11 protein-coding genes and 1 pseudogene are annotated in these 15087 nt (G+C 43.3%); 3 read left to right on the forward strand and 9 right to left on the reverse strand.

Features of this window, described 5'->3' with window-relative positions; all coding sequences use genetic code 11:
• Window positions 1–164 precede the first annotated feature (164 nt).
• Window positions 165–6017, forward strand: a complete 5853-nt coding sequence (locus LYNGBM3L_RS29905) for a non-ribosomal peptide synthetase (RefSeq protein ID WP_008190234.1) — start codon at window positions 165–167, stop codon at window positions 6015–6017.
• A 43-nt stretch (window positions 6018–6060) separates the two neighbouring features.
• Here LYNGBM3L_RS29905 and LYNGBM3L_RS29910 read toward each other — a convergent pair whose 3' ends face one another.
• The 3 genes from LYNGBM3L_RS29910 to LYNGBM3L_RS29920 form a co-directional block, all read right to left on the reverse strand.
• Window positions 6061–6456, reverse strand: a complete 396-nt coding sequence (locus LYNGBM3L_RS29910) for a DUF5615 family PIN-like protein (RefSeq protein ID WP_008190236.1) — start codon at window positions 6454–6456, stop codon at window positions 6061–6063.
• A gap of 12 nt (window positions 6457–6468) precedes the next feature.
• Window positions 6469–6813, reverse strand: a complete 345-nt coding sequence (locus LYNGBM3L_RS29915; protein ID WP_008190237.1) for a DUF433 domain-containing protein — start codon at window positions 6811–6813, stop codon at window positions 6469–6471.
• Window positions 6814–6986: 173 nt separating this feature from the next.
• Window positions 6987–7622: a hypothetical protein gene (locus LYNGBM3L_RS29920; RefSeq protein WP_008190240.1), complete on the reverse strand. Its 636-nt coding sequence runs from the start codon at window positions 7620–7622 to the stop codon at window positions 6987–6989.
• 328 nt (window positions 7623–7950) lie between these two features.
• Between LYNGBM3L_RS29920 and LYNGBM3L_RS29925 the strand changes: the two genes are divergently transcribed.
• The gene (locus LYNGBM3L_RS29925; RefSeq protein WP_008190242.1) at window positions 7951–8523 is read left to right on the forward strand and encodes a Uma2 family endonuclease; all 573 of its coding nucleotides are present in this window, start codon (window positions 7951–7953) and stop codon (window positions 8521–8523) included.
• A 149-nt stretch (window positions 8524–8672) separates the two neighbouring features.
• Here the strand turns inward: LYNGBM3L_RS29925 and LYNGBM3L_RS46230 are convergent, their stop codons facing one another.
• The 4 genes and pseudogenes from LYNGBM3L_RS46230 to LYNGBM3L_RS49110 form a co-directional block, all read right to left on the reverse strand.
• Entirely contained in the window at window positions 8673–8885 is a 213-nt protein-coding gene (locus tag LYNGBM3L_RS46230; protein WP_165691820.1) for a hypothetical protein, read from the reverse strand.
• 122 nt (window positions 8886–9007) lie between these two features.
• Window positions 9008–9319 (reverse strand): annotated as a pseudogene (locus LYNGBM3L_RS29930) (C1q-like domain-containing protein); the annotation flags it as partial.
• Window positions 9320–9355: 36 nt separating this feature from the next.
• On the reverse strand, window positions 9356–10750 hold the full coding sequence (locus tag LYNGBM3L_RS29935) for a bactofilin family protein (RefSeq protein WP_008190251.1): 1395 nt from the start codon (window positions 10748–10750) through the stop codon (window positions 9356–9358).
• A gap of 56 nt (window positions 10751–10806) precedes the next feature.
• Complete coding sequence (locus LYNGBM3L_RS49110) at window positions 10807–10938, reverse strand: hypothetical protein (protein WP_008190253.1); 132 nt, start codon at window positions 10936–10938, stop codon at window positions 10807–10809.
• A gap of 659 nt (window positions 10939–11597) precedes the next feature.
• Between LYNGBM3L_RS49110 and LYNGBM3L_RS29940 the strand changes: the two genes are divergently transcribed.
• Window positions 11598–13067, forward strand: coding sequence for a putative Ig domain-containing protein (locus LYNGBM3L_RS29940; RefSeq protein WP_008190255.1), 1470 nt, complete (start codon window positions 11598–11600; stop codon window positions 13065–13067).
• 206 nt (window positions 13068–13273) lie between these two features.
• Here LYNGBM3L_RS29940 and LYNGBM3L_RS29945 read toward each other — a convergent pair whose 3' ends face one another.
• On the reverse strand, window positions 13274–13561 hold the full coding sequence (locus tag LYNGBM3L_RS29945; RefSeq protein ID WP_008190258.1) for a DUF433 domain-containing protein: 288 nt from the start codon (window positions 13559–13561) through the stop codon (window positions 13274–13276).
• Window positions 13562–14453: 892 nt separating this feature from the next.
• A complete protein-coding gene (locus tag LYNGBM3L_RS29950; protein WP_008190260.1) occupies window positions 14454–14963 on the reverse strand; it encodes a DUF29 family protein in 510 nt (169 codons plus the stop codon).
• Window positions 14964–15087: the final 124 nt, after the last annotated feature.

Consider the following 15087-nt stretch of genomic DNA (forward strand, 5'->3'; position numbering starts at 1 on the left):
TTCGCCCGTCAAGTGTTAGACTACCGAGGGTCATAACCTCAGCTAATTGACAATCAGAACCAGCCCCCCAAAACAGCGGGAGGAGAAGAGATAAAATCCCCACAAGAGAGCAAATTTCCAGTTGATGCCCGTGTCAAGTATAGGAAGCCGGAAAAATTTTTTTGATGAACGTTAACTTGAATAATCAGCAAGATAAATACCGTTGTATTCCTCAGCTATTTGAGGCACAAGTAGAACGAACACCGGAGGCAGTTGCTGTAATCTTTGCAGACCAACAGCTAACCTACCGAGCCCTCAATACTAAAGCGAATCAATTAGCGCACCATTTACAAACTTTGGGCGTAGAACCTGAAGTGTTAGTCGGGATTTGTGTTGAACGTTCTGTTGAGATGGTGGTGGGACTTTTGGCAATTCTCAAAGCAGGTGGAGCGTATGTGCCCTTAGACCCCGCTTATCCCCCAGAGCGCTTAGCCTACATGCTTGACCACTCCCAGGCATCGGTATTGCTCACTCAAAACCAATTAGTCTCTCAATTACCGAAACATCAAGCTAATGTGATTTGTTTAGATACAGATTGGGAAATCATCTCTACCCATAACGAACAAAATCCTACTAGCAGCCTGACAGTTGATAACTTGGCTTATATTATCTACACTTCGGGCTCTACAGGTAAGCCGAAAGGCGTAGCCATGCCCCACCGTTCCCTAGTTAATCTGATCAAGTGGCAGCTGGAAAATACTGTAGTTGATAACGATAGCAAAACACTGCAATTTGCCCCGATCAGTTTTGATGTTTCCTTCCAAGAAATTTTCTCGACCTGGTGTGCAGGGGGAACACTGGTTTTAATCTCCTCAGACGTGCGGCGCGACCCAGTATTTCTGTTAAATTTACTAGCAGAACAAGAGGTTGCCCGACTATTTCTTCCCTTTGTGGCTTTGCAGCAAATTGCTGAAGTTGCCGATACTTTCGGAATATTTCCGGCAAGTCTACGGGAAGTAATTACCGCAGGGGAACAGTTGCAGATTACTCCTGCGATCGCTAACTTGTTCGAGAAGCTAAACGATTGTACCCTACACAATCACTATGGCCCATCGGAAAGTCATGTGGTCACCTCCTTTACCCTAAAAGGTTCCCCAAGCAGTTGGCCAGCACTTCCTGCCATTGGTCGTCCTATTGCTAATACCCAGATTTATCTTCTTGATCAGTCCCTAAAACCAGTTCCGGCTGGGGTGGAGGGAGAGTTATACATCGGTGGTGTTTGTCTAGCGCGAGGTTACCTGAACCGACCGGAAATAACTGCCCAAAGATTTATTGCTAATCCCTTTAACAAGGTAAAGACAGATAGCGATCGCCTCTACAAAACGGGGGATTTGGCTCACTACTTACCGGATGGTAATATCCAGTTTCTCGGTCGTTTGGATGACCAAGTTAAGATTCGGGGTTACCGTATTGAATTAGGGGAAATTGAAGTATTGCTAAGCCAACACCCCAACCTGAAGCAGGCTGTGGTTTTAGCTAGAGAAGATAACCAAGACAAACGTTTAGTGGCTTATCTTGTACCTGGACAATCCGAATCTGTACCTGTGGAAACAGAGCAAGTTCAGCTGGTGTCCCAAGTACGCAATTTCTTACAAGAACAGCTACCGGATTATATGATTCCTGCTGCTTTTGTAGTTTTGGAGGCACTGCCTCTGACACCGAGTGGTAAAGTAGATCGACGGGCTCTACCTCCACCAAACCAGGCTCGTCGCGATCTGGTAGTTGATTTTGTTGCTCCTCGTACTCCCACAGAAGAGATCTTGGCCAGTATTTGGGCTGAAGTGTTGGGATTAGAGGAAATCGGTATTTACGACAACTTCTTTCATTTGGGAGGAGATTCAATACAAGTAATCCAACTGCTGTCGAGAATCAGGAATACTTTCTCAGTAGAGTTGCCTTTACACTACTTATTTGAAGACCCTACCATAGCTAAACTCAGCCAGAAGATTCTAGGCACCACAAGTAAAAATAATCAGCTGTTACCTCCCATAAAACTGGTTAACAAAAAAGAAGAATTACCCCTATCTTTTCCTCAGCAACGACTGTGGTTTTTGGAACAACTCGAACAAAGCCGTTCTGTCTACAACGAGCAAACTGCTCTGCATCTGCGTGGCTGTGTTGATGTGACTATCCTAGAACAAGTCTTAACAGAAATTGTCAACCGTCATCAGGTTATGCGTAGCAACGTTAAGATGGTGGATGGTTCTCCAGTAATGGTTATTTCACCTCACCTGAAGATAACGTTACCCATCTTTGACTTACAACAGTTGACCGAACCCGAACAATTTGCCCAGCTCCAACAGTTAGCAGTTGAAGAAGCTCAACTTCCCTTTGACCTGGCTGAAGGGCTTTTGTTGAGAGTAAGTTTATTGCGCCTAGCTGAAGAAGAGCATGTCCTACTACTGACCATTCACCACATTATCTGGGATGGTTGGTCAATGGCAGTATTTATTGAGGAATTATCGGCACTTTATTCGGCTTTTTACTCACAACAACCCTCCCCACTACCAGAACTCCCCATCCAGTATAGGGACTTTGCCAGTTGGCAGCGTCAATGGTTTACTGGGGAGGTGCTGGAAAATCAACTGAACTACTGGAAACAACAGTTAGCGGGAATACCAGCACTGCTGGAATTGCCGACAGATCGCCCCCGTCCTCCGGTACAAACTCACCAAGGTAGTAGCTTGGACTTTGAAGTCAATGGTGAGTTAACTGAGAAACTGAAAGCCTTAAGCCAAGCTTCAGGAGCAACGTTGTACATGACACTACTGGCAGCCTGGGCAACTTTACTTTACCGCTATAGCTCCCAGGAGGATATTGCCATTGGTTCTCCTATTGCTAACCGCACCCGCCCAGAAATGGAACCCCTAATTGGCTTCTTTGCTAATATTATAGTGCTGCGTAATGATTTATCGGGTAATCCTAGTTTCTTGGAATTACTGGCTAGGGTGCGTAGTTGTGCAATGGATGCTTACGCTAATCAAGATGTGCCATGTGAGCAACTGGTGGAGGTCTTAAAACCAGAGCGCTCCCTCAGCCATAGCAATCTATTCCAAGTAATGTTTGTGTTTCAGCAAGCCCAAATTCAGAAGCAGGAGTTGGCTAGTTTTACATTAACTCCATTATCACTAAAAAGTGCTATAGCCAAGTTTGATCTGACCCTGTTAATGGAAGAAACCGGGTCGGGAATTGAGGCCAAGTTAGAATACAATAGCGATTTGTTTGATCAGCCAACTATTGTCCGGATAGTAGGGCATTTCCAAACTTTGCTCGAAGGTATTGTTGCTAATCCACAAGCACAAGTTTCAACGTTACCGTTGCTGACAGCAGTGGAACGCCAGCAGTTATTGGTGGAATGGAATAATACCGATAGTGACTATCCCCAAGATAAATGTGTCCATCAGTTATTTGAGCAGCAGGTAGAGAAAACCCCTGATGCTGTAGCGGTGGTTTGTGATGGCGAGCAACTAACTTACAAGCAATTAAATCAAAGAGCCAACCAACTAGCACATCACCTGCTTTCACTCGGAGTCAGACCAGAAGCATTGGTGGGTATTTGTGTGGAACGTTCCATTGAAATGGTAGTGGGACTGTTGGGGATACTCAAGGCTGGTGGTGCTTATGTACCCCTGGACTCCAATTATCCAGCAGAACGTCTGAGTTATATTTTGGCCGATTCGGGTGTGGAGGTGTTGTTGACCCAACAGGAGTTGTTGTCATCTTTGCCATCACATACTGCACGGGTGGTTTGTTTGGATAGTGATTGGGGAACAATAGAGCAACACACTCAGGATAATCTTGAGCTTGGGGTAGGTTCGGATAATTTGGCTTATGCAATCTACACGTCTGGTTCTACCGGACAACCCAAAGGAGTTTTAGTCGAACACAAAAATGTGGTTCGTTTATTCGCAGCCACTCAGTCTTGGTATCACTTCAATGCCAATGATGTTTGGACTAATTTCCATTCCATTGCTTTTGACTTTTCAGTCTGGGAAATCTGGGGAGCCTTATTTTATGGTGGACGGCTTGTCATTGTCCCCTACTGGATAAGTCGAGATCCTCAAAGCTTCTACGACTTGCTGTGTTCCGAGAATGTAACAGTACTCAACCAAACCCCATCTGCTTTTCGCCAACTGATTCAGGTTGAACAATCGAACAACACACAAGCACAACTAAATTTACGACTAGTTATTTTTGGTGGAGAAGCCTTAGATTTACAGAGCTTGAAGCCATGGTTTGAGCAGTATGGGGATAAAAGTCCACAGTTAGTAAATATGTATGGTATTACAGAAACAACTGTGCATGTTACTTATCGACCTCTAACAATAAACGACCTTAACAGCAACGGCAGTGCGATTGGTTGTCCAATTCCCGATTTACAGATGTATATCCTCGATGAAAACTTACAACCAGTGCCTATTGGGGTAACAGGGCAAATGTATGTTGGTGGAGCAGGTGTCACGCGAGGGTACTTGAATCGCGAACACTTGAATAATGAACGGTTTATTCCTAACCCATTTAATCATAAACAAGAAAGTCGGCTTTATAAGACGGGAGATTTAGCCCGCTATATGCCCAATGGTGATATTGAGTATAAAGGTCGCATTGATAACCAGGTCAAAATTCGCGGTTTCCGCATCGAACTTGGAGAAATTGAAGCTGTCTTAGGTCAACATCCAGCTGTGGGGGAAACAGTGGTTGTGACTAGGAAAGATCAATCCGACCAGAAACGTCTCGTGGCTTATATTGTTTCCGAGCAAGAAGAAGAGCTAACTAGTAGCCAATTGCGACAGTTTCTGAAACAAAAATTACCGGATTATATGATTCCCTCTGGCTTTGTCTTCTTGGAAAAACTCCCTTTAACCGCCAATGGCAAAGTTGATCTGCGCGCCTTACCTGAATTAGATACATCTAATCGACCTCAAGAAGCTGGCTTTGTTTCACCCCGTAATTCCCTGGAATTGCAACTGTCCCAAATTTGGTGTAATCTCCTCAATGTCCACCCAGTTGGAGTTAAAGATAACTTCTTCGATCTTGGAGGTCATTCCCTGTTAGCAGTTGATCTCATGGCTCGGATTAAGGAGCAGTTTGGAACTGATTTACCTTTAGCTACCTTGTTCACGGAACCCACTATTGAAAACCAAGCTAGTCTTCTGGTCAATACCACTGAAAACCAATCTTCTTCTCCCCTAGTTCCTATTAACAAGGTAGGAAACTTACCTGCTTTGTTTTGTGTTCATCCGGTTGGGGGCAATGTTCTTTGTTATGCAGAGTTGGCTCGTTATCTAGGAGATAACCAACCCTTTTACGGCTTGCAATCCCCTGGTTTATTTGGTGAGTCTGAACCATTAACCCGAATTGAGGACATGGCCAGTTGCTACATTGAAACCTTGCAAACTATTCAGCCGGTCGGGCCTTATTATCTAGGAGGTTGGTCTAATGGTGGTATTATTGCTTGGGAAATGGCTCAACAATTATCTGCTGCTGGGGAAGACGTGGCTCTGCTAGCATTAATCGATAGCTATTCACCTGTTGCTATTGACCGACCAGAACAGGTGGATGAACAGATGCTGGCAAGCTCTTTGGCTAAGGATTTGGGTAGTGTTTTTGGTACAGAACTGTCGATTGCGGTTGAGGAGCTTAAGCAAGGAGGGTTAGAGGAGCAATTGCAGCACATCCTTCGGGAAGCGAAAGGGCTCAATATCTTACCACCGGAAATCGGTATTGAGCAGATGCGTAAGTTATTTGGAGTTTTCCAAGCCAACCTCATGGCTATGTATCGCTATCAACCCCAGCCCTATTCTGGTCGGATTGCTCTATTTTGTGCCAGGGAGTTAGAAGCAGAAGACCGAGGTTGGCATGAGCTAGCAGTAGGTGGTCTAGAAACTTACAGGATTCCTGGAGATCATTATACTATGATGCGCTCACCCCATGTTGAGATTTTAGCTAAACAGCTAGAGCTTTTAGTTAGAGAGTGAGGGGATTGAGCGTTTAGTAAGTAAGGCTCACCTTAGGATAGCTTTAGGGTAAGTCTATCCATTTAACCATTTTGTCCTTAGTTAGGTAAAGCGCTCGATTGATCAGGTCATTTCCTTGCTCGATTTCTTCTTGCAGCACCGGGATAATTACCTCTTCCATCACCTGTTCCTGTTCCCGGCGGGTCATTTCTCCATCTTGTAGAAAAACGATGCCGGGATGCACTTCACACTCAACAACAAAGTTTTCAAAATCCTTGATATTTGCCGTTACCAAAATGCAGTCATTATCAATAGCATATGCCAAGACTTCACGGTCGCTTGCCCCCAATAATCCGCGATCGCGCACGGCAATTGCATCGGCTAGACATTGCTGGCAGAGATACCGGGCAACAGCAGGGGATAAATCTTCATCAATTAGTAACTTGATAGTATTTGACACTAATACCTATCTCTACTGATATATTTCCATGTAGAGTTGGGCAAAAGCTAAATCTATCGGAGATAGATAAGGATAGTCTTCAATAATCAACTCTGGAGATTCTCCCCGGTTAAGCCGACCAGCAATACGACAAACTGACAAGCGAGATTTAGGAAAAATTAACTCCCCTCCCATGATGTTAGGATCCCTAACCAAACTATTCACCCATATGGCAAATTTTTCAATTAATTTTTCAATTAGAGCTAGCAAGCAGAGATTATATATTTCCTTGGGCTGGGTTTCCAATAGCGAGCGCCAAAGTTGCCAATGATTAAGAAGTCCATTTTTAGGTTTAGTTTGCTCTAGGGTATCTATCATAATTTAGGATTTATATTCCATCAAAACTAAACGAATGCTTACCTCTTTTAGTCAAAAGCACCCCAATTAGCGTGGCACAGGCTTCTAGCCTGTGATGTAACGCATAAGCTGATAGCTGATAGCTGATAGCTGATAGCTGATAGCTGATAGCTGATAGCTTACTTGTGTCTCCTCTAAGAGTTAGCCGTGACAACAGCAATACGCTTCAAAATCCCCAAAACATCATATAAATAATTGCCAGGATTCCAGATATCAAATGCTTTTGATAAAGCATATCGTAGGGTTTCGCTTTTAACTAACTTGATAAATATAAAACTGGCACCATTAGTAACAAGACTAAATGTTGGTTGCTCTGTTTGGGGACTCTTGAGCATGTAAACTAGTGCTTGAGGAATTGCTGGTTGTAATGAAACAGCAGAACGTTTGGATTCAATAACGGCGATCCAAATTGGTTTGCTCACTGCCAAAATATCAATACGTCCTTTGACAATTGTGTCTTCATCTTTATCTTCAATGGGTAAAGACACTTCATACTCTGCTTTAACTTTAAAAGGCGGTTGGTAAAATCCTGCCAAATCCAATAAGGGAGAAACAACAACCATTTTAACTAGGTCTTCTAGTACCAAATCTTTAGACAAGTACTTGTAATTCGCTTTTGCTCTATCGAGCATTTGCCTTTCTATTTCACTTAGTTGGGGCAGGTTTTCCACGCACTCTGGGAAAAACTCCGGCTCCATTACTTCTTGGAGCTTAAATTTATCTTCTACGTCACTAATGCTGAGTTTTGATGGAGAAATAATAGTAGCCATAATGATTTTTGTTTTACATAGTCATATTTAAATTATATCTTAAATAAAACCTGTGGCATTATCGGGTGCATCAAGACAGCGACTCGTGCGGTTTTAACCGCTGTGATACCTACCACCTTGGGAATCGACTAGTTCGACGTATTGCATTCGCCTTTCGCCTAAGCAATTATATGACTTTGCGGCAGTTATGGGTAACTTCAGATCAGGGAACTTCGGATCAGTGGAGAAGAATTGACGGAAACAGTATCATAAAACCAAGAAGGAAAGTACCTGACCCGATTCAGAATTGCTATAGTATGGTCACATCTGTTTCTGGAACTAGCTGCCAATGGTAAAGATAGCTGCCTTACCTTTGACTCTCGAAGAGTTTCTGGAACTCCCAGAGACCAAACCCCCTAGGGAATATATCAATGGTGAAATTACCCAGAAACCAATGCCTAAAACTCGCCACTCCAGACTTAATATCAAGTTGACGAGTACAATTAATACTGTTGTTGAGGAAGAGCAAATTGCCTACGCTTTCCCAGAGCTACGATGTACTTTTGGCGGACGGTCAATTGTTTCCGATCTAGCAGTTATTCGCTGGAACCAGATTGAATTTGATGATGAAGGAGAGCCTGTAGATGATGTGTTTATTGCTCCAGACTGGACTATTGAAATTATCTCTCCCGGCCAGAGTTCAAACCGAGTGACAGGTAACATTTTACATTGTCTAAGACATGGTTCTCAACTAGGATGGCTCATTGACCCTTACGACCGCTCGGTCTTGATTTTTCTACCTAACCAACAACCGGAATTGTGTCAGGGAAGTGACTCTCTAGTGGTGTTAGATGGTATCGAGCTTCAGTTGACAGCAGAGGAAATTTTTTGCTGGTTGAAAATGGGAAGTTCAGCAACCTAAGGGAGTAGGGAGTAGGGAGTAGGGAGTAGGGAGTAGGGAGTTTTGATTAAGCTCAATTAAGGGCGATGTTCCGTTCGCGCAGCGTCTGGCACTGCCAGTAAGGAACCGCTTCGCGATTGGCCGTAGGCCACGCTACGCGAACGCATTATCTACCCAACAACCGGTAGAGTTTTTCTTCCGGGTCTATAGGGTTGATCATACTGTTGAAGGTTAGTCGGTTGAAGGTTAGTCGGTTGAAGGTTAGCTGGTTGAAGGTTAGCTGGTTGTTCGCCTTTGGCGTTCCCGAAGGGTAGGTTGTCTGTCAGAATGCAGAATCTAGAATGCAGAATGTAGAATGTAGAATGCAAAATGTAGAATTCCAAATTCTCAATTCTCAATTCTCAATTCTTAATTCTTAATTCTCAATTCTCAATTCTACATTCTTAATTCAAATACTCCCTACTCCCTAAAAGCCACAAGGAAGTTCAAACTGCTATATTACCAACTATTGACCAATCAGGAATCCCATAAAAGAACTATAAGACACAGTAAAGGTACTTTTGTCTACACCTTCTAATCTGACATCGACACGGTCTTTAGGATCTAATTTCATCATTGCTGTAATCGATTGTGCTGTGGAATTTTTAATCAGCCCAGGTTCAACCACAATAATCGTTGTATTATTGTCATTACTATCACCATTATTATAAATGCCCACAATCACACCATCGCCCTGACCATTCCCTCCTGAAAATTGTAATGTGGCAGCAAAAAAGTAATAGCCTGATCTGGGGGCGATAAACGCATTGCTTTTATCATCAAAAACCTGGTAATGGTCATTCTTTTCAACAAATTATATGACATGGGTTCCTGAACTTTTAATATTTTGACCATCAAATTTTATGTCTGCATAAAATTTATATCCTGTTGCTGTGCCTCCGTCTGCAACAACACCCTGACTAATTTTGTTATCAACATAGGCTTTTACCGCCCTTTCGGTGGGTACGGCTGAATCACTGTTACCTTTAAGATTTTGATCATTGGAAAACTCATTGACTGCTACACCCAATTGCAGCTTCAGATTACCATTAACATCTAGATTTGCCTGTGGACTGGTTTTGTTAATACCAAGTCTGCCATTATTGGTATTGAAGTGCATCTTGATATTGTTAGAATTATCCTCAGGATTATTAAAATCACGGATGTAGAGATTATCATCAACGGCTATATAAGCCTGTCCACCGTAACGATAGAAGGCACCATCTTTATTTATATGCTGAGTGCGACTAAATCCACCCACATCAAGGGCTTGGGTCTTGGTAATCCCAGCAATGGTTAGGTTACCGGCAACTTGAAGGTTGCTGTTATCTAGAATGACTTGCCCAGTGCCTTTGGGACGAATCACAATATCTTGGCTAGCATTACTGCCAATCGCTTCAATACGGTTATAGCCAATCCCAATGCCTTGGGTGAGATTTTGGGCATAGAAGGCTCCAATATCAGCAGTTATCTGATTGTGGCTAGCTCTAACTCTGAGTTCACCCAGTTCAACATGAAGTTTCTTCTCTGGAGTGTCTATAGCGATACCAACATTGCCATTAACACTCAGGTCTTCGGCTATGTTCACACCATTAGCTATTTCCAGTTTCCTGGATGAATTTTGCGATCGCACTGTGCCATGAAAGGTAATCTGATCTTCATCCTGGTCTCCCAGTAACACATCTCCCGGTTGATGTTCAACGTCCCGAGCAATTACATCGCCTCGAAATGTTACATTTCCCTCTACCTCTAGATTCCCGGAGACTGTCACTGCTCCATTTAAATGGGTATCTCCCCCATCAACCTTAAGCTTGTAATTCCCTGGTTGTGTTGTGCCAATCCCAACCTTACCCTCAACGGTCAGGTTTTCCGAGACGTTTAAGGCATCCGCTATCCGCAGTGACCCAGATGAATGTTGCGATCGCACTGTGCCATAAATAGTCACTGTATCTTGATCGCTATTCCCTAGGGTGACGTTATCACTGACGGTTAGAGCACTCTCAATGGTCAAGGAGCCAGTCATGGTACCCCCGGATTGACTCACTACTCCAGTCAAGGGAGAGAAAATAGCGCGACGGTCTTCTACCAATTCCCACTTGCTGCCATCACAGCGCAGTAGGGCTAAGGGAGAGTAGTGATGACTAATGCCGTGGGGATGGGCTTTGTCTTGACTCCATTCAACGGTCTGTGAGGTTCGCGTCGGAATCAACCAATAATCCCCAGTTCTGTAGTTTCCGGATTCAAACTTAACTTCTAGGTCATTGTTTAACTGGATATATCCTTCATTACCTTTTCCATTACCGCCAACAGCGCCCGTAGGGGTTCCCCTTGGGCAAAATCTCGCTGCCGGTAGATCGCAGGTAATAGATTATATAGCCCCTCGGTTGATTGGTTCATCTTAGGAATACCATTGGTTTTTCACCAGGGAGCTCATCGAGAAACAGGACTTACGCATGCCCCCGTTGGTCCCCCACTGTCAAAAAGCGAAGCATCCGCGCTCTTCCCCCCCAGTATTGGGGGGTTAGGGGGGCAGGGGACTTTGACATCATTCCCCCCCAAACTTGGGGGGTTAGGGGGGCAAAACCAACTAAACTTCGTAAGTCCTATAAAAACTCAACAGTCAAAAATAACAGGATTTGATCAGATGCGCATCTTATGGTATTAAACAAAATCTATTCTCAATAAGGGGAGCAGCAAAGGTAATTGATAATTCCTGAAACCCTTATCTATCAAGATACACGAGCTTGTAAATCAAAAAAAATATCTAAAAAGCCTAAACTCCTATAAAATTAGAGTTTGGGCAAAATTTAAGATCTGCAAAGCCTTTGACCATACTTTAGCTACGGTTTCCACAAAGGGGACCATTGAGCTGTTTGCAGTTACTTGCAGCAAAACACAACAGGGCTACTCACACGTAGTACCGGATTAATCTGTAAACCATTAGTTGGAGGTGCAGCGGAAAGGGGCTGAGTGCGGTATTGCGTCCACACCTTGAAAGCCCCGTGCTAACTCTCACCCTTAGGGTGTAAGTGGTGTATTCTGCTGCGAAAATTTTGATGAAAAAAATCCGTATTGTTCTGTGGGCGGCACTATTGTCTTGTGCCATGCTCATGATTCCACAGCCAGCTCAGGCGATTGAAAGCGTAATCGAGCCGGTCAGTTACTTTGATACTGGCACAGAGGATTGGATCGTTGTTGACCTCAATGATCAAGAATTTGACCCCGAACAGTCTAAAATCTGTGGATTCATCACTGGTGGTTACATTCATAATGATGATCAAGTCGGTGATGGACCCTACGATTACGTTGCCCCCGAGAAGTTTGTTGGTGACAAATCCAGTTTTTTCAATGGAAACCTCAGGTTTTCTGTTCAGGTTAATTTGGAAAATAGCGATCAGATTACCGAGGATATCAATAGTTTAAATAACAGTTTAACAAATGGTTTAACCATAAGTGGTGGTGGTTTGGAACTACAGAACCATGTATCGACGCCCACTATAGACCAATGGACTCCCTACACCATACCTCTGAATGCAGAGGGTGGATGGATAAAAACTGACAGCAATGAAGCAGCGACGAATTTAGAGATAATGCAAGTGCTGACAGATTTGGATTATTTAAAGATTAATGGCGATTGGTTGACAAATACCAACAAAGACCGTTCCAGTCTCGACGAAGTTCGCTGGGAAAACTGTGGATCTCTCTACGTCTATGAACCCCCAAATAATTCTGCCCCTGTAGTGGCTAATCCCATTGGCGCTCAAAGCATTAACGAGAATGAGCCTTTTACCCTGACAATTGGGGAAGCAACATTTAGCGATCGCGATGGAGATAGTCTGAGCTTTAGTGCAACCATACCGAGCTGGTTGAATTTCGATGGCACTACGTTCAGTGGTACTCCCAGTAGCGAGGACATTGGCACAACCACAATTACTGTAACAGCGTCTGACGAGCTATGCAAAACTGTCAGCAATGGGTTTGAAATTCAGGTTAACCATGTTCCCGTGCCTACTGAAATTGCTAATTCAGTGGAGGATTTTTCTGACACTCAAGGAGAGCATAACTGGTTCTATGGCTACTACGATGGTTCCCTGACCAGTGCTGATTTCCATGAAATGCAGCAATACACTAAGGGGTCCTGGAAAGTGAAGCAAGGAAAATACTGGACTGAGCTATCTAGCACTATTGCTCATCCCAACGGTCCCAAAACCAGCGGTAGACGGCAAAGGGTTGAGCAGTGGGGAGTTCGTCGCTGGGTTAGTGACATTGAGGGGGAAGTTACGTTCAAGGGTCACCTGGCCAAGAAAGACCGTCGTACTGCCAGCGATGGTGTGATTGCCTATATCTTTGTTGATGGTACTAAAATTTGGTCTGATGCAATCGATGGCAGGGATGGTTTTGGGGTTGATTTCACTGTATCCAGCACAGTGCAAAAAGGCTCGGTAGTTGACTTTGCCCTGGCACCTGGCAATAGCGACTTTTTTGATAAGAGCATATTCACTATTAGCATCATTGGTTTGTTGTAAAGCTTAAGCAGTCAGCGGTCAGCGGTCAGCGGTCAGCGGTCAGCGGTCAGCGGTCAGCGGTCAGCGGTCAGCGGTTATGGGAGTCAGGAAATTAAGTACTGACTCCCTTGGCACCAGCTAATTCTATTTTTGGTTAATAGCTTGATTCAGCAACAGCGCGATGGCGAAGCGGTTCCAAAGGAACATCGCGTTTTTTTAGTTCACGATCAACCTAAGATAGACTTTACAGATGGATGCACCAATTCATCAGGGACTTGGTTCGGCTCAATGTATTCATTAATCTCACCCTGATTGTCAAGATAGAAACTTAAGGCATCAAATACTTGCGCCAGAGTCAAATGAGTTAGATGGTTTAGAATTTCTTCTGGCATAATACCCAAGCGCCATAAACCAACAATAGCACGCACAGATGTCCGAGTGCCGATGATGATTGGTTCTCCGTTCAAAATTTCCGGATTACGAGTAACGTAGCGCGAGATCGTTTTAGCAGTCATAAGGCTCTTTGCTTTGGGAAACCAGTGCTATGTCTAATTTACCAATAAGAGCTAAGGTCAGCTGACGTTAGCACAAGCTAATTCTATTGTTCGTTCATAGCTTGATTCAGCAACAGCGCGATCGCTTTTAGCGTGGCCTACGGCCAATCGCGAAGCGGTTCCAAAGGAACATCGCGTTTTTTTACTTGACTGCTTGGTGATGTGGTTTTGGCATTTGGGCTGGGTAGTGATGATGCGTTCGCGTAGCGTGGCCTACGGCCAATCGCTACAGCCAACTCCTAACCTATCGCTATTTGTAGTGATATTTTTATCATATTTCCTTCTAATTGACAATCAGTATTTCGACGTATTTTTATCAACTATTAATCTTAATTTTCTCTTAATTATAAGTAAAACTTATAAGATTATTTTTTGACAAAAAAATAACTTATATAATCTAGTTTTTTGATTTTTTGTGCTTAGACAGACTAGTAAAGGGTAATGGGTAATGGGTGAATCTCAAAGTTGGCAATCAATAACTCAGGGAACGGGATTATAAGGGTTTAAGCCTGATAATCCTAGTTTTTTTGTAAAAATGAGATGCACCAAGGGTAATTTATAAACGTTATCCCCGCGAACTTAGAGCTGATTTGTAAAGATAATATAAAGGGAACTCAATGACGGGCTGATTAGCCTGTAACCTATATAAGGATTATGAGTTGTACACTACCAAAGTGCGAAGCGATGATTTATGGCTCGTTCTTTCGTTTTATGACTCGCCGATTAGCTTCTTAAGCTTTTATTTACAAATCAGCTTTAAACTGTCGGAGTTTTTCAAGAAAAGGAGGAGGATTTTTACGCTATTTATGAGGTAAATCCTGTAGGAAAATAGCTTACTATTGCTCAGGATAAATTATCTACCCCACTCTTCGCCACCTGGTAATTCAGTTAAATAATCATCTAAAACTGCTGGCAGTTCTTTAGCTGAATAGCGGTAAGTCAGACTAAGTAAACTATTGGCAGTCAAAATCAGCTGTGGTTTATCCAGCCTCTGGGAAAGTTGAGACCGCCTTAACTCTCCATTGAAAACTTCCAGACTAGCAGGAGCGATCGCTGCTTCTAGTGCTTCCTCTAATCTGGGCTGCCATTGTTCAGGTTTAATATAATAGGAAGTCTTGTTATCTTTAAGATTTAGCTTTTTAATTTCCAGAATTGAACTGGCAATTGAAGCTGCCCAAGAATTGGTTAAACGCTGCTCAACTTGATTTTTAATTAAGTGGATAAATAGCCTGACTAGGAACGAATCAATATTACGCAAAATTGCCTGTTTACTCATCCCTTCTAATTCATCGACAATTGCTAAAGCATCTGCGTATCGTCCTTCTACAATGCTAGTTTTGAGGTCTATAAGTTCTTGTGTCATAGGTAAGGACAAAATTTGGGTGTTAGGGAGTAGGGAGTAGGGAGCAGGGAGCAGGGAGCAGGGAGTAGTTAATTCAAAATAGGGAAGTTTGATAACATTACTATTATCAAATTTTAAAGTAGAG

The sequence above is a fragment of the Moorena producens 3L genome (assembly GCF_000211815.1).
Taxonomy (GTDB): Bacteria; Cyanobacteriota; Cyanobacteriia; order Cyanobacteriales; family Coleofasciculaceae; genus Moorena; species Moorena producens.

Bases quoted from the DNA above. Each gene is read 5' to 3' on its own strand.
- LYNGBM3L_RS29905 (WP_008190234.1), top strand. From the start codon at position 165: ATGAACGTTAACTTGAATAATCAGCAAGATAAATACCGTTGTATTCCT.
- LYNGBM3L_RS29915 (WP_008190237.1), bottom strand. From the start codon at position 6,813: ATGATAGATACCCTAGAGCAAACTAAACCTAAAAATGGACTTCTTAAT.
- LYNGBM3L_RS29920 (WP_008190240.1), bottom strand. From the start codon at position 7,622: ATGGCTACTATTATTTCTCCATCAAAACTCAGCATTAGTGACGTAGAA.
- LYNGBM3L_RS29925 (WP_008190242.1), top strand. From the start codon at position 7,951: ATGGTAAAGATAGCTGCCTTACCTTTGACTCTCGAAGAGTTTCTGGAA.
- LYNGBM3L_RS49110 (WP_008190253.1), bottom strand. From the start codon at position 10,938: ATGAACCAATCAACCGAGGGGCTATATAATCTATTACCTGCGATCTAC.
- LYNGBM3L_RS29940 (WP_008190255.1), top strand. From the start codon at position 11,598: ATGAAAAAAATCCGTATTGTTCTGTGGGCGGCACTATTGTCTTGTGCC.
- LYNGBM3L_RS29945 (WP_008190258.1), bottom strand. From the start codon at position 13,561: ATGACTGCTAAAACGATCTCGCGCTACGTTACTCGTAATCCGGAAATT.
- LYNGBM3L_RS29950 (WP_008190260.1), bottom strand. From the start codon at position 14,963: ATGACACAAGAACTTATAGACCTCAAAACTAGCATTGTAGAAGGACGA.